Below are 14,507 nucleotides of genomic sequence, written 5' to 3'. Positions count from 1 at the left end.
ATGACCATCAGCATGACCACGCTCGAGGCAGAGACCGGGGGCGCGCCGTCCGTCGGCGTCGCGCCCCCGGCGCCCCGGCAGGGCGTCTGGCACCACCTGCTCCGCAACCGCGGAGCGGTGCTCGCCCTGTCGTACATCGCGCTCGTCGCCCTCCTGGCCGTCGCCGCACCGCTCGTCGTCAAGCTCTCCGGCTGGGGGCCGTACGAGTTCGACCAGTCGGCCATCGACCCGAACCTCGGCGGCCTGCCCATCGGCCCGCTCGGCGGGATCAGTGCCGAGCACTGGTTCGGCGTCGAGCCCGGCACGGGCCGCGACCTGTTCGCGCGCATCGTCTACGGCGCGCGCACGTCCATGCTCATCGCGATCGCAGCCACCACCCTCACCACCCTGCTCGGCGTCCTCTTCGGGCTCCTCGCGGGGTACCACGGCGGCAAGGTGGACCAGGTCGTGTCGCGCGTCATGGACTTCCTCATGGCGTTCCCCGCCCTGATCTTCATGATCGCCATCCTGTCGGCGCTGCCCGCGAGCAACCGCGCCCCGCTGCTGGTGCTGGTCATCTCGGTGTTCGGCTGGCCGTACCTGGCCCGCGTCGTGCGCGGGCAGACCATGACGCTCACGCAGCGCGAGTTCGTCGAGGCGGCCCGGGCCTCCGGGGCGTCGGGCTGGCGGATCGTGCTCCTGGAGATCCTGCCGAACCTGCGCTCCACGATCATCGTCATGACGACGCTGGCCGTGCCCGGGTACATCGGCACGGAGGCGGGGCTGAGCTTCCTCGGCGTGGGCGTGGTCCCGCCGACCCCCTCCTGGGGGCAGATGATCGCGCAGTCGATGAGCTGGTACGCCGTCGACCCGGTGTACTTCCTGCTCCCCGGAACCTTCCTGTTCCTGCTCGTGCTGTCCTTCACGGTCCTCGGCGACCGCCTCAAGGACGTCGTCGACGCGGGAGAGAGGCGCTGATGGTCCGCTTCCTCGTGACGAGGCTCGCCGGCATGGTGGGCGTGCTGTTCCTCGTCGTCCTGTTCACGTACGCGATCTTCTTCGCGCTCTCCCCCGACCCCGCGGTGCAGATCTGCGGCAAGAACTGCACCCCGGAGCTGATCGACCAGATCCGCACCAACCTGGGCCTGGACCGGCCGTTCTACGAGCAGTTCCTCGGCTTCCTGTCCGGGCTGTTCGTCGGCACCACGTACGGCACCGGCGCCAACGCGATCGACTGCGCGGCGCCGTGCCTCGGCTACTCGTTCCAGACCGGGCAGCCCGTGCTCGAGATGTTCGAGCAGCGCTTCGGCGTCTCGGCCACCCTCGCGGTGGGCGCGGCCGTGCTGTGGCTGTTCATGGGCGTGGCGGGCGGCATGCTCGCGGCGATCAAGAAGGGCACCTGGTTCGACCGGGCCGCCACCGGCGCGGCGCTCGGCGGCGTGTCGATCCCCAACTACGTGCTCGCCCTGGTGCTGCAGTACGTGCTGGTCGTGAAGCTCGGCTGGCTCCCCTTCCCGCAGGCGGTGCCCTTCGGCGCCGATCCCGGGCAGTGGTTCCTCAACTTCGTCATGCCGTGGCTGGTGCTCGCGTTCACCTACGCGTCGATGTACCAGCGCCTCACCCGGGCGAACGTGCTGGACACCCTCGACGAGAACTTCGTCCGCACGGCGCGCGCCAAGGGGCTCGCGCCACGGCTGGTGTGGCGGCGGCACGCGCTACGACCCGCGCTCACGCCGGTCGTGACGCTGTTCGGCATGGACTTCGCAGGCCTGCTGGGCGGCGCGATCATCATCGAGACCGTCTTCGGCCTCAACGGCGTCGGCAAGATGGCGTCCGACTCCATCACCAAGAACGACCAGCCGGTCATCATGGGCGTCACCCTCGTCGCGGCGTTCCTCGTGATCGTCGGGAACGTGATCGTGGACATCGTCTACACGACGATCGACCCCCGCGTACGGATCGGAGCGAGGGCATGAGCGCGCTGCTCGAGGTCGAGGACCTCACCGTCACCTTCCGCACGGCGCACGGGCCCGTCGACGTCGTGGACGGGCTCTCGTTCACCCTCGAACGGGGCGCGTCGCTCGGGATCGTCGGCGAGTCGGGCTCCGGCAAGTCGATGACGTCGCTGGCCGTCATGGGGCTGCTGCCACCCACCGCGAGCCTGCGCGGCCGGGTGTCGCTGGACGGTGCCGAGCTCACCGCGCTGCCCGAGTCGAAGGTGCGGCGCCTGCGCGGCGACCGCATGGCGATGATCTTCCAGGACCCGCTGTCCTCCCTGAACCCGTACTACTCCGTGGGGATGCAGATCGAGGAGGCCTACCGGGCCCACCGTGCGGGCGTCACCCGCCGCCAGGCCCGGAAGGTCGCGGTCGAGGCGATGGAGCGCGTGCACATCGCCGACGCCGCGCGGCGGGTGGACCACTACCCGCACCAGTTCTCCGGCGGGATGCGGCAGCGCGTGATGATCGCGATGGCGCTGTCCACCGAGCCGGACCTGCTCATCGCCGACGAGCCCACCACGGCCCTCGACGTGACCGTGCAGGCCCAGATCCTCGACCTGCTGCAGGAGGTGCGGCGCGAGACCGGGACGGCGCTGGTCCTCATCTCGCACGACCTCGCCGTGGTCTCCGAGATCGCCGAGGACGTGGTCGTCATGCGGCACGGCCTCGCGGTGGAGCAGGCACCCGCGGAGCGGCTGTTCTCCGACCCGCGGCACCCGTACACCCGGGCGCTGCTCGACGCCGTCCCCAGGATCGACGACGAGATCGGCGAGCTGCGCGCCATCGACAGCATCGACGTCGTGGGAGGGAAGGCATGAGCACCACGAGCACCGGGCACAGCACCGAGGCCGAGGCCGTCGCCCCCGCCGCCGCGAGCGCCCCCGCGGCCTCGACGTCGCGCGGCGCCGATCCGCTGCTGCGCGCCACCGACCTCGTCAAGGAGTTCGCGGTGCCCGGCACCGGCGGGCTGCTGGGCCGCGCCGACACGTTCCGCGCCGTCGACGGCGTGAGCCTCGAGGTGCGCGCCCGCGAGACGCTGGCGCTCGTCGGCGAGTCGGGGTCCGGCAAGTCCACGACCGCGCGGATCGTCGCGCGCCTCATGGACGCGACGTCCGGCGAGATCGTCTTCGACGGCGAGCCGGTGACGCACGCGAAGGGCGAGCGGCTGCGGCGGTTCCGCAGCGACGTGCAGGTCGTGTTCCAGGACCCGTACTCATCGCTCAACCCGCGGCACACGGTGGAGCGGATCGTCACCGCTCCCCTGCTCTATCAGGGGCGGCAGGTGCCGGGCGGCACGCGGGCGTTCACGCAGCAGCTCATGGAGCGCGTGGGCCTGGACCCCGACCACCACCGTCGCTACCCGTCGCAGTTCTCCGGCGGGCAGGCGCAGCGCATCGGCATCGCCCGGGCGCTCGCCGTGTCGCCGCGGCTGGTGGTCTGCGACGAGGCGGTCTCCGCCCTCGACGTGTCCGTGCAGGCGCAGATCATCAACCTGCTGCGCCGGCTGCAGCGCGAGGAGGGGTTCAGCTACCTCTTCATCGCGCACGACCTCGCCGTGGTGCGTCAGATCGCCGACCGCGTCGCCGTGATGTCGAAGGGGCGCATCGTCGAGCAGGGCGAGCGGGACGCCGTGTTCGACGACCCGCAGCACGAGTACACGCGCACGCTGCTGTCGGCCGTGCCGCGCATCCGCCCCGAGTGGGAGCGGGCGCGCCGCGAGGCGGCCGCGGCACGGGCCGCGAGCGGCCACGCGGAGGAGACCGCGAAGCAGACCGAGGAGGAGACGACGTGACCACCTATCACCTGCCGGGGCTGCACGTCACCGAGCGCACGACCACCGTGCCGCTCGACTGGTCGCGGCCCGACCCGTCGACCGGCCCCGGAGGCTCCGGGGAGCAGATCTCCGTGTTCTGGCGGGAGGTCGTCGACCCCGACCGCCGCGACGACGACCTGCCCCTGCTCGTGTACCTGCAAGGGGGTCCCGGGGGCGCGTCGCCCCGCCCCCTGAAGCGCGACGGCTGGCTCGACGAGGCCCTGAAGACGTACCGCGTGATCCTGCCGGACCAGCGGGGCACCGGCCGCAGCACCCCGCTCGACGGCGAGGAGGTCGCGGCGCGCGGGGACGGCGCCGCCGGCGCGGACTACCTGGCGTGCTTCCGGGCGGACTCGATCGTGGCCGACCTGGAGCACGTGCGCCGCACCCACTACGACGGGCGTCGGTGGGCGAGCCTGGGCCAGTCGTTCGGCGGCTGGATCACGCTCGCCTACCTGTCGACCGCGCCGGAGGGGCTGGCCGCCTGCTACGTCACGGGCGGCATCCCGGGCACCCCGGCGAGCGCGGACGAGGTCTACCGGCGCACGTTCGCCCGGGCCGAGGCCAAGACACGGCGCTACTACGACCTCTACCCGCAGGACGTCGACGCGGTGGCGGCGATCGCCGACCGGCTGGCCGAGGGCGACGTGCGCCTGCCCGACGGCGACGCCCTCTCCACCCGCCGCTTCCAGTCCCTGGGGATCGACCTGGGGATGAAGCCCGGGTCGGAGCGCCTGCACTGGCTGGTCGACGAGGCGTTCGTGCGCCCGGGACGGCTGTCGCACGCGTTCCTCGAGCAGGTGCAGGTACGCACGTCGTCGGCGTCGAACCCGCTGTTCTGGACCCTGCAGGAGTCCATCTACGGCGACGGCGCCAACGGCCCGACGGCATGGGCCGCGCAGCGGGCCCGCGACGAGCGGCCGCAGTTCGGTCCCGACGAGCGGCCCCTGCTGCTCACCGGCGAGATGGCGTTCCCGTGGATGTTCGACGAGGTGCGGCTGCTGGAGCCGTTCGCCCCGGCGGTGCACGAGCTCGCCGCCCGGACGGAGTGGAGCCGGCTGTACGACGTCGAGCGCCTGGCCGCGAACGACGTGCCGCTGGCCGCGGCCGTGTACTTCGACGACATGTACGTGGACTCGGGCCTGCAGCTCGACACCCTGTCCAGGCTGGGGAGCTCGCACGCCTGGGTGACCAACGAGTACGAGCACGACGGACTCAGCGACCCCCGGGTGCTGCGGCGCCTGCGGGAGCTCGTCCGGGACGCGGGAGGAGAACGACGATGACGCACCAGCACACCCACCGCCCACCCCACGCGGGCACGCGCCCGCCGCGCCTCACGGAGGTCCCCGCGTTCGGCGCGATGATCGCCGAGGGCTGGGGCACCGACGTCGTCGAGGTCCGGGTGCCCGACGGCACGGCCGAGGCCGCCGCGGCCCACCGCGCCCGGCTGGCGGAGCGGCTCGGCGGCCGGACGGTCGTCGTCGGCGCGGGCCGCGCGCCCGTGCGCAGCAACGACACGTCCTACGACTTCCGCGCCGACAGCGACTTCGTGTGGCTCACGGGCTGCCAGGTGGAGGACGCCGTCCTCGTGCTGCACGGCGCCGACGCGGTGCTCTACCTGCCGCCGCCCGCCCGCCCCGGGGAGCCGGGGTTCTTCGCCGACGCGATGCACGGCGAGCTGTGGGTGGGGGCCTCCCCCGGGCTCGGCGAGTGGGAGCGGGCGCTCGGCGTGCCGGTGCGCCCGCTCGCGGACCTCGAGGGCGCCCTGGCCGCCGGCTCCGGCTGGTGGGCCGGGCGCGCGCTGCCGGCGGACGTCGTGACGCGGCACGGCCTGGAGCCGTCCGCGGAGCTCGCCCGCGCGTGCTCCGACCTGCGCATGGTCAAGGACGCCTGGGAGGTGGCGCAGCTGCGTGCCGCCGTCGACCACACCGTCACGGGCTTCGAGGCCGTGGCCCGCGAGATCCCGGCCGCCGTCCGCGCGGGCGGCGAGCGCTGGCTGCAGGGCACGTTCGACCGGCACGCCCGCACCACGGGCAACGGCCCCGGCTATGCGAGCATCGTGGGCAGCGGGCCGCACGCCCCGACCCTGCACTGGGTGCGCTGCGACGGCCCCGTGCTTCCCGACGCGGCCCTGCTGCTCGACATGGGCGTCGAGACCGACACCCTCTACACCGCCGACGTCACGCGCACCGTACCGCCGTCGGGCCGGTTCAGCGCCGAGCAGCGGGCCGTGCACGACCTGGTCGAGAAGAGCCACCGCGCCGGCATGGCGCGCGTGCGGCCCGGCGTGAACTACCTCGACTTCCACTTCGCGGCCATGGAGGTGCTGGCCCAGGGCCTGCACGACTGGGGCCTGCTGCCGGTGTCCGTCGACGAGGCGCTGTCGCCGCAGGGGCAGCACCACCGCCGGTGGCTCGTGTGCGGCATCGGTCACCACCTCGGCCTCGACGTGCACGACTGCGCGGACAGCGACTGGCAGGACTACATGGGCGCCGACCTCGAGCCGGGCGTCGTCATGACCGTCGAGCCGGGCCTGTACTTCCACGCCCACGACCTCACCGTGCCGCCCGAGCTGCGCGGCATCGGCGTGCGGCTGGAGGACGACCTGCTCGTCACCGCCGACGGCCACGAGGTGCTGTCCGACGCCCTGCCCATCGACGCCGCCGGCATCGAGGCGTGGACGACGGCCCGGCTGCCAGCCGGAGCCTGAGGACGCCACAACGCAACACCGCAACACCGAGCACCAACGTCAGGCAGGACCACCCGCAGACGAAGGGAACACTGGTGTGAAGACCAACCGAGACAGGTCGGGCCGCGCGGTCGCGGCCGCCGCGATGACGGCGGCCGCGACGGCCGTGTCGCTGCTCGCCGGGGCCGGGCCCGCCACGGCCGACGGCGCCGTGACGATCCCCGTCGCCGCCGACGGCACGGTGACCACGGACCCGGCCTTCGAGGGCCCCCAGGTCACCGAGGTCCGGGTGATCAACGAGGGCAGGTTCCTCGAGATCTCCTGGGACCGGTACGTCGACGAGACGACGGCGGTGAGCCCCGAGAACGTCACGCTCACCCAGGGCGGCAGCACCGTCGCCCTCACCGCGAAGCCGGCGACGGGGCCCACCGACACGATCTTCTTCGACAAGGACAACCGGCAGATCGCGGCCTCGGACGCGAACAGCATGGCGCGGCTGCCCGACGACCTGCACCTCGCGAGCATCGCCTACACCGGGACACTCGACCCCGACGAGCCCCTCACCGTCACCGTCGACGGGTCGCAGATCGAGGACGCCGTGGGCCGTCCCGCCCAGGACGCGACGTACACCGGCGTCCCGCGGCTGGACTACTACACGCAGTCCGTGACCACGGCGTCCGGGATCGCCGTCAAGGCGAACCCCCGCGTGGACCCGGCCACGCTCGACCTCGCCGCTGCGCAGGTGGACGTCCAGCTCGGCAGGGCCGACAACGGGATCGCGGCCCGCATGGCCGACTTCGGCTGCTCGCTGGCCGTGTACGCGGCGCGCGAGAACGCCTACCTTGTACCCGAGCACCGTGGCGGCTACGACCCGGAGATGTACGACGTCGAGGGGTACGGCGGCAGCGAGTGGAACGGCTGCGTGTCGTCGATCTCCGAGCGCAACGTGCTGCGCACGCGCGACGACGAGAACGCGTTCCTCAACACGGGCTACCGGAACGAGAACATCCTGGTCCACGAGTTCGGCCACGCGGTGCGGCTGGTGGGCATCGAGACGTTGGCGGACACGAGCCTCTCCGACGAGCTGTACGCCGCGTACGAGAACTCCTGGTCGACCGGCAGGTGGCCGAACACCTACGCGATCGGCAACATCGACGAGTACTTCGCCACGCTGTCGGCGATCTGGTTCGACGTCATGGCCGAGAAGCCGGACTGGACCGACGGCGTGCGCAGCCCGATCAACACCCGGGCCGAGCTGAAGGAGTACGACCCGCAGGCGTACGAGCTCTTCGCCAAGGTCTACCCTGCCGACCTCACGCTCCCCGCCCCGTGGGACGAGCCGGCGCCCGACGTCTACCACGGCGACCACACCCAGCTGCCGGAGCGGCCCGAGCGCACCACGGCCGAGGACGTCGACTTCGCCGCCGACGCGTTCCGCATCGTCACCGACGGGATCGGCACCGAGTACCAGGTGGACCGGTACGCCGGCGACGGCGACCACCCCGAGCGCGACATGGTCGTCTGGTCGCGGTGGGGCGACGGCGTCTGGACGCTCGCCCCGGCCGGCGGCGGCGCCTACACGATCGCGGCGTCCGACGGCTCCGGCGCGCTCGCGGCCGTCTCCGACACGGAGGTCCGGTACTCCGGCGTCGAGGCGGACGCGGACGATCCGCGGCAACGGTGGACGTTCGTGCCGGACACGGCGACCCCGGAGCAGCACGACGGGCAGCTGGTCAACGCGTCGACCGGCGGCGCCCTCGACGTCGACGGCCGCACCACCTCGGGCGTCTCGCTCACCCTGACAGAACCGTCGGACGCGACGCGGTGGCTGCTGGAGGACACGACCCGCACCGCGGTCCAGGGCGTCGGCGCCTACCTGCTGCCGGACGTCACCGCGCCGGAGGTCACGTCCGCGTGGGCGCACCCGAACCGGAAGTCCCTGACCCTTGCGGCGACGGACGACGCGTCCGGCGTCGCGAGCCTGGAGTACCGGGTCGGCGACGGCGGGTGGACCGCCTACCGCGGGGAGGTCCGGATCGGCCCGCGCGACCGGATCGAGGCGCGAGCCACCGACCGCGCCGGCAACGTCTCGGAGATCCTGGTCGTCACGCGGTAGCCCCGACGCCGAACAGGCGGTTGATGCCGGTATCGAGCGCACGACGGCGCGAGACCGGCATCAACCGCCTGTTCGGCATGACGGAGTGGCGTCAGCCCCGCTCGTGCGCCCCGATCATCGGCAGGCCGAAGGCCAGCCCGACGGCGAGGATGCCGCCCACGACCATGTAGGGGTCCAGGGTCGGGTTGCCGCCCGAGGCGCCGGAGCCGAACAGCACGATGCCACCCAGGAAGAGCACGAACGCGCCGAGGAAGCGGCCGAGGACGGCACCGGTGGGCTCGGACTTGACGCGCGGGTTGACCTGGAAGTCGCTCATGGTCCGAGGATAGGCCGCCCGTCGTGTGCCGGGCCAACGGCCGCCCGGGCTCAGCGCCGTACGCGCACCGTGACCTCCTTGCTGCGCGTCTCGCCCGCGGCGTTGGTCAGCACGGCGACGTACCGGTGGGTGCCGGGCGCCCGCCCGGTGAGCACGGTCGCGGCGGACTGCGCCTCTCCCCCGGTCCCCGGCGCCAGCTCCTGCCGGTCCACCTCGACGCCGTCCTCGTAGAGGACGTAGCCCGTGGCCTGCGTGCCCCACCACTTGTGCATGGTGACGACGTAGTCGCCGTCGCCGGGCACGTCGTCCGAGCCGTTGTCGTGGGACAGGGTGGGCGTGCCCGGGTTCGCGTCTGTGACCCGCACCGAGTGGGGCGCGGCGCACGGCGTGGTCCCGGCGGCGTTGACGAGCTCGCACGTGTACTCGTACTCGCCGTTCGGCCTGCCCGTCACGGGGACGGCGATCCGCTGGGCCTGGGTGCCGCCGTGGGTCAGCTTCTCCGTGTGGATCAGCTCGCCGTCCTCGTAGAGCCGCATGCCGGTGGCGTTCTCGCCCCACCACAGGTCGACGAGCACGTGGTAGTCGCCGTCGCGCAGGCCCGTGTCCCAGCCGTTGTCGTCGCTGATCCGGGCGGTGCCCGGCGCCCCGGCGGGCACGAGCACGTCGAGCGTGCCGACGACGCCGTTCACCTCGACCTCGACCGTCGCGCGGCCGGGCGCGACGGCGGTCGCCTCGTGCGTCGCCGGGTCGAGGGCGAGCACGGCGCCCGACGGCGCGTCCTCGGCCGCGCCGACGAACACGCCCTGACCGCCCCAGCGGGACGAGACCGGCCAGGCGACCGGCACCTGGCGGGTGCCGTCCTGCGTGACCAGGGCGCTGACCTGCCCCGACGTGCCCACGGCGAGCTCCTCCGGGCCGCTCACCGCGACGTCCTCGGCCCGCGCCTCGACCTCCCAGGAGAACCAGCCGCCGTCGCCGGTGCCCTCGGCCGCCGGGTCGATGCCGACCATCGACCAGCCGGTGAACCCGCCGTCGGCGGGCGTGCTCGCCGGGCTCTTGCCGGAGTTGCCGTTGACGACGGAGGGGATGCCGTCCGCGGTGGCGGCATGGAAGACGCCCACGTGCGAGCCGACAGACGCGACCTGCTTGCCCGACGTCTCGCGGAAGTCCTCGAACCAGCCGCGCAGCGTCTCCGCCTCCACCCGGTCGACGAGCTGGCTGGCCTTCGTGGGCAGCGGGTCGTCGAGCGGGTGGTGGAAGAGGGTGACGACGCCGGTCACGGCGTCGTCGGACGCCGCGTCGTCGAGCGCCTCGCGCAGCGCACGGAGCTGCGCGAAGTCGCTCCCCAGGCGCCCGCTGGACGAGTCGAGCATGACCAGGCGGGTGGTGCCACCGTCCGCGCCGTCCGGGTCGGGCACGTCGACGACGTGCGTGCGCTCGCCGAACTCGTCCTCGAAGTTCTCGATCGACCCGCCCATCACCTCGTGGTTGCCCGGCAGGTAGTACCAGGGGAACCCGGCGCCGGCGAGACCCTCGTCGAGCACCTGGCGGGCCAGGTCGAAGTCGGCCGGCGACGCCTCGTCCACCAGGTCGCCGTTGATGACGAGCAGGTCGGGGTCGGCGGCGACGATCTCGGCCAGCGCCTGCTTCGCCCCCTGCACGGCGCCGGACCCCGGGTCGCGGGCGACGAACTGCGCGTCCGACATCACGGCGACGCGCAGCGGGGCGTCGTCCGTCGCCCCCTCGGCGACGACCACCCGGTCCTCGACCCGGTCCGGCGTCGGCGCCTCGACGTCCGGCGGCACCTGCGCCCGCAGGTCCGAGACGACGATCTCGCCCGTGTACTGCTCCGCGGCCCGCGTCTCGAGGACGCGCAGGCGCTGCAGCGTGAGCGGGAACGCGACGCCCTCGGGGACGGCGACCTCCACCTGGCGCCAGCCCTCCCACGACACCGTCGGGCCGTCGAGGTTGGTGACGACCCCGTCGCCCTGGCGCACCTGCAGCCGCAGCCAGGCGCCGCGCCCGTCGCCGTGCACCCACGCCGTGAGCGTGCGGGGCTGCCCCGGGACCTCGATCCCGCCGTCCGGGGCGACGGCGTACTGGCCGCGCGTGGCCGTGGACCGCGTGAAGTCGTACGTCAGCCGCAGGCCCGCCGCGCCCTCGTGGCCCTCGGCCGGCCCGACGGAGCCGCCCGGGGCGCGGTCGTGCGCGGAGGTCCAACGATCGGCGTCGGCCAGGTCGGCCACGACGACGTCCTCGAGCGAGACCGCCACCGCGACCTCGATCTCCTCGTCGCCGACCGCGAGCGTGAACGTCGCGGCCCCCGAGCCCTGCAGCGCCCGGACCGTGAACGACCCGTCCGCCGCCGGCTCCAGCGCGGCGACGCCGTCGCCGCCCGTGACCTCGACGTCGCGCGCCTCGACCGGCGCGCTGTAGCCGTCGTCGTCGTGCCCGACGACGGTGAGGGACGCCGTCGCGTCCGCGTCGGGGAGGGTCACGACCGGCTCGGGGACGGTGAGCCGCTCGAGGCCGCCGAGCACCGTGAGGCCGGTGGACCCCGTCGCGACGCCGTCCGTCGCCGGGGCCGCGGCGCGGACGGTCGCGGTGCCGCGCGCGACACCGGTGACCACGCCCGCGCCGTCGTCGGCGCGCGCGACCGTGGCCACGCCGGCGTCGGTCGTCGTCCAGCCGTCGGGCCGGGTGTCCACGGGCGCGCGGGTCTCGTCGTAGCCGGCTGCGGTGAGGGTGCGGTGCAGCCCGGGGAAGACGCGGAGCGCGTCGGTCGCGGGGGCGTCGCCGGTGGGGACGGCAGCGCGGACGTCGAACGCGTGCACCTCGCCCGACCCCTCGGGGGTGAACAGGCCGAGCCCGTTCGCGTCCAGGCGCTCGGCGCCGTCGGACGGGCTGTTGAGCACGCTCGTGCGCGCGTCGCCCGGCAGTCGCGCGATCATCGTCGTCGAGCCGCCGCCGTCGAGGTTGATCGCGTCGTCGGCGCCGAGCTGCCCGACGAACCTGCCGAGCTCCGGCAGCGAGGCCCCGATGCTGTGCGCCTGGCGGCCGTCGACCACCACGAGGTACGCGGTCGCGCCGTCCGCGCTGAGCCCCACCGCCGTCCGCGGGTGGCGCAGGCGCGCGAAGTCGCTGGTGGCCGAGGTGATCTCGCCGTCCTCGAGCAGCCAGTCGTCGGGATCGCCGCCGACGGCGGTGCGGATCTCGCCGAGGTCGTCGCGCAGGCCGTAGGCGAGCGTCACCTCGGCGCCCGGCGCGAGGGCGGCGAGCGCGTCTGCCGCGGCACCGGGCCGCGCGACGACGGCGCGCACGTCGGCGGGCAGGCGGCCCGAGCCGGGGGCACCGACCGTGACGACGGTGCCGGGAGAGCCGCCCTCGCCGCCGCGGACCTGGACCTCGACGCCCTGCTCCCCGGCGGCGAGCGGGCGGGTGCGCGCGGCGTCGCCCCACGCGGCGTCGAAGACGACGACGCCGGCCGCGGGGGCCGCGGTGACGTTCAGGCCCGCGACCGGCAGCTCGCGGCCGTCCGGGCCGAGGGTGACCGTGCCCTCGAGGAAGAGCTCGGCGAGGCGCCCCACCCCGGACGCGTCGACCGCGAGCGCCTTCTCGCGGCCCGGGGCCGCGGACTTCAGCAGCGTGCCCTCGTCCACCGCCGCGCCGAGGGCGGCGCCGGAGCTGTTGATGTCGAAGAAGTCGCCGTTGATCGCGGCGACGGCGCCGCGGTCGGCCGCCATCTCGCTCACGGTCGCGTTGCCGGCCACGGCGTCGGGGCCGAGGTAGCCGAGCCGCGGCCCGTCGTCCCGACCGAGGTGGGCGACAAGCACCTCGCCGCTCAGCCAGCCGTCGGCGGACACCCGCGCGAACTCCGTGAGCTCCAGCCCCGGGGCGATCAGGCGCTCCGTGCGCTCGGTGACGATCGCGGCGCCGTCGTCGTCCAGCGCCAGGTCGGCGACGTCGCCCTGGAGGACGGTGGCCGCGGCGGGCTCGGCACCCGCGGTGGCGACGGGCAGCGCGGGCCGGTCGTCGGGCGGTACCGCGACCGCGGCGCCGGCGGGCACCGCCATCGCCAGGCCGAGCAGGAGGCCGACACCCGCCGGGACGGCCGCGGTGCGTCGGGCAGGGGGCAGAGCTCGGCTCATCGGGTCCTCCGCTGGTCGGCCGGGACGTGCGCCGTTGCAGCGTCCCGCGACCAGGTTGCCATCAACTTTCACATTGTCAACCAATGGGGAAACTTCTGAACATCGGTGGGTCGTACCGCGGGCGACGGCGCCGGCGCCGCCTTACCAAACGGATGGTAGGTTCGCGGAATGACGACGAAACCCGAGATCCTCGACGCCGGCCTGGCCGCGCTGCGGCACGGAGAGCCGCTCACCCTCGACGCCGTGGCACGCCGGGCCGGGCTCACGAAGCCCGGCGTCGTGCACCACTTCCCGACGAAGGCGGCTCTCGCCGTCGCGGTGGTGGACCGGCTCGTGGACCGGTGGATCGCGGACCTGGAGTCGCGGGCAGGCGAGACGTCGTCGACCCCGCAGGACCGCCTGCGCGCCTATGTCGACTTCGCGCTCACGGCCGACCTCGACCCCAGCGACCTCGCGCTCCTGTCCGACGTGCGGCTGTGCGACCGGCTCGTCCGGCAGTGGACCGACCGCCTCCACCCCTGGTTCGGCGAAGAGCTCACGTCCAGCCCCCGCGGCCGCGCCGCGCTGCACGCCGTGCGGCTGATCGCGGACGGCGCCTGGTTCGACCGGGCGCTCGGCATCGTCGACCTCGACGAGGACGAGCGGACACGGATCATCGACGTCGCGCATCGGCTGGTCGACGAGGCGGTCGCCGCATGAGCGGGGCCACCGTGAACCAGGACGGTGCCCACCAGGCCGAGATGGACCAGGCCGGTGCGGGCCGCGGCAGGGCCGCCGCGTGGGTGTTCCTCGCCGGCGCGATCCTGCTCGAGGTGAGCGCCACCCTGTCCCTCAAGGGCGCGCTCGAGCTGCCCGCGCTGTACGCGCTCGTCGTCGCCGGGTACGTCGGGTCGTTCACGTGCCTCACACTCGCCCTGCGGGCCGGGATGGCGCTCGGCGCGGCGTACGGCATCTGGGGCGCGTCCGGGGTGGCGCTCACTGCCGTCCTGTCCACGATCCTCTTCGGCGAGCCTTTCACCCTGCTCATGAGCATCGGCGTCGTGCTCGTCATCGGAGGGGTGCTGTGCGTCGAGCTGGGGGCACAGGCCGCCCGCCGGAACAGGGAGGTGGCGTGATGGCGTGGCTCTACCTCGCCGGCGCGATCGTGTTCGAGGTCGGCGGCACGCTCTCGCTCCGCATGGTCGCGACCGGGAGGAAGGCCTGGCTGACCGGCGTCCTCGTCGGCTATCTGGTCGCCTTCTGGATGCTCGCCCTCGCGCTCGCCGAGGGCATGGGGATCGGCGTCGCCTACGGCGTCTGGGCCGCCTCGGGCGTCGCCCTCACCGCCGTCCTCAGCAGACTCCTGTTCTCGGAACCGCTCACCTGGGTCATGGGCCTCGGCATCGTCCTCATCGCCGGCGGGGTCCTGCTCATCGAGGCGGGAGCCGCGCACTAGGGACGGCCGTC

General features: G+C 73.8%; 12 protein-coding genes. 10 read left to right on the top strand and 2 right to left on the bottom strand.

Annotation, left to right across the window (positions count from 1 at the left end):
* The 7 genes from B5Y66_RS10700 to B5Y66_RS10670 all read left to right on the top strand — a co-directional run bounded on the left by B5Y66_RS10700 (position 1) and on the right by B5Y66_RS10670 (position 8,597).
* Positions 1 to 957: an ABC transporter permease gene (locus B5Y66_RS10700; RefSeq protein WP_139820830.1), complete on the top strand. Its 957-nt coding sequence runs from the start codon at positions 1 to 3 to the stop codon at positions 955 to 957.
* Complete coding sequence (locus B5Y66_RS10695) at positions 957 to 1,955, top strand: ABC transporter permease (protein ID WP_079574251.1); 999 nt, start codon at positions 957 to 959, stop codon at positions 1,953 to 1,955. The genes B5Y66_RS10700 and B5Y66_RS10695 overlap by 1 nt, the downstream gene beginning before the upstream one ends.
* Positions 1,952 to 2,797: an ABC transporter ATP-binding protein gene (locus B5Y66_RS10690; RefSeq protein WP_079574249.1), complete on the top strand. Its 846-nt coding sequence runs from the start codon at positions 1,952 to 1,954 to the stop codon at positions 2,795 to 2,797. Before B5Y66_RS10695 ends, B5Y66_RS10690 begins: the two co-directional genes overlap by 4 nt.
* A complete protein-coding gene (locus B5Y66_RS10685; protein ID WP_079574246.1) occupies positions 2,794 to 3,771 on the top strand; it encodes an ABC transporter ATP-binding protein in 978 nt (325 codons plus the stop codon). The genes B5Y66_RS10690 and B5Y66_RS10685 overlap by 4 nt, the downstream gene beginning before the upstream one ends.
* Complete coding sequence (locus tag B5Y66_RS10680; RefSeq protein WP_245807047.1) at positions 3,768 to 5,075, top strand: alpha/beta fold hydrolase; 1,308 nt, start codon at positions 3,768 to 3,770, stop codon at positions 5,073 to 5,075. Before B5Y66_RS10685 ends, B5Y66_RS10680 begins: the two co-directional genes overlap by 4 nt.
* Entirely contained in the window at positions 5,072 to 6,502 is a 1,431-nt protein-coding gene (locus B5Y66_RS10675; protein ID WP_079574242.1) for an aminopeptidase P family protein, read from the top strand. Before B5Y66_RS10680 ends, B5Y66_RS10675 begins: the two co-directional genes overlap by 4 nt.
* A 76-nt stretch (positions 6,503 to 6,578) precedes the next feature.
* Positions 6,579 to 8,597, top strand: a complete 2,019-nt coding sequence (locus B5Y66_RS10670) for an OmpL47-type beta-barrel domain-containing protein (protein WP_079574240.1) — start codon at positions 6,579 to 6,581, stop codon at positions 8,595 to 8,597.
* 91 nt (positions 8,598 to 8,688) lie between these two features.
* On the opposite strand, the gene B5Y66_RS10665 is transcribed toward B5Y66_RS10670, so the two are convergent.
* Positions 8,689 to 8,913 carry a hypothetical protein gene (locus B5Y66_RS10665; RefSeq protein WP_079574238.1) on the bottom strand — a complete coding sequence of 75 codons (225 nt, stop codon included), beginning with the start codon at positions 8,911 to 8,913 and terminating at the stop codon, positions 8,689 to 8,691.
* Positions 8,914 to 8,963: 50 nt separating this feature from the next.
* Positions 8,964 to 13,061, bottom strand: a complete 4,098-nt coding sequence (locus B5Y66_RS10660) for a phosphodiester glycosidase family protein (protein ID WP_079574236.1) — start codon at positions 13,059 to 13,061, stop codon at positions 8,964 to 8,966.
* Positions 13,062 to 13,229: 168 nt separating this feature from the next.
* Between B5Y66_RS10660 and B5Y66_RS10655 the strand changes: the two genes are divergently transcribed.
* Genes B5Y66_RS10655 through B5Y66_RS10645 form a run of 3 tightly spaced genes read left to right on the top strand, consistent with a single transcriptional unit; the run spans position 13,230 to position 14,496 of the window.
* Complete coding sequence (locus tag B5Y66_RS10655; RefSeq protein ID WP_079574234.1) at positions 13,230 to 13,760, top strand: TetR/AcrR family transcriptional regulator; 531 nt, start codon at positions 13,230 to 13,232, stop codon at positions 13,758 to 13,760.
* On the top strand, positions 13,757 to 14,176 hold the full coding sequence (locus tag B5Y66_RS10650) for a DMT family transporter (RefSeq protein WP_456073095.1): 420 nt from the start codon (positions 13,757 to 13,759) through the stop codon (positions 14,174 to 14,176). The genes B5Y66_RS10655 and B5Y66_RS10650 overlap by 4 nt, the downstream gene beginning before the upstream one ends.
* Entirely contained in the window at positions 14,176 to 14,496 is a 321-nt protein-coding gene (locus tag B5Y66_RS10645) for a DMT family transporter (RefSeq protein ID WP_079574232.1), read from the top strand. Before B5Y66_RS10650 ends, B5Y66_RS10645 begins: the two co-directional genes overlap by 1 nt.
* Positions 14,497 to 14,507 lie beyond the last annotated feature (11 nt).

This window comes from Krasilnikoviella flava (assembly GCF_900167525.1).
Lineage (GTDB): Bacteria > Actinomycetota > Actinomycetes > Actinomycetales > Cellulomonadaceae > Isoptericola > Isoptericola flavus.
The sequence above is the reverse complement of the archived record's forward strand: the minus strand, read 5'-3'. Positions and strand labels throughout refer to the sequence as shown.

Coding starts and splice junctions, on each gene's coding strand:
- B5Y66_RS10700 (WP_139820830.1), top strand. CDS start 1: ATGACCATCAGCATGACCACGCTCGAGGCAGAGACCGGGGGCGCGCCG.
- B5Y66_RS10650 (WP_456073095.1), top strand. CDS start 13,757: ATGAGCGGGGCCACCGTGAACCAGGACGGTGCCCACCAGGCCGAGATG.
- B5Y66_RS10690 (WP_079574249.1), top strand. CDS start 1,952: ATGAGCGCGCTGCTCGAGGTCGAGGACCTCACCGTCACCTTCCGCACG.
- B5Y66_RS10675 (WP_079574242.1), top strand. CDS start 5,072: ATGACGCACCAGCACACCCACCGCCCACCCCACGCGGGCACGCGCCCG.
- B5Y66_RS10685 (WP_079574246.1), top strand. CDS start 2,794: ATGAGCACCACGAGCACCGGGCACAGCACCGAGGCCGAGGCCGTCGCC.
- B5Y66_RS10655 (WP_079574234.1), top strand. CDS start 13,230: ATGACGACGAAACCCGAGATCCTCGACGCCGGCCTGGCCGCGCTGCGG.
- B5Y66_RS10665 (WP_079574238.1), bottom strand. CDS start 8,913: ATGAGCGACTTCCAGGTCAACCCGCGCGTCAAGTCCGAGCCCACCGGT.
- B5Y66_RS10695 (WP_079574251.1), top strand. CDS start 957: ATGGTCCGCTTCCTCGTGACGAGGCTCGCCGGCATGGTGGGCGTGCTG.
- B5Y66_RS10645 (WP_079574232.1), top strand. CDS start 14,176: ATGGCGTGGCTCTACCTCGCCGGCGCGATCGTGTTCGAGGTCGGCGGC.
- B5Y66_RS10660 (WP_079574236.1), bottom strand. CDS start 13,061: ATGAGCCGAGCTCTGCCCCCTGCCCGACGCACCGCGGCCGTCCCGGCG.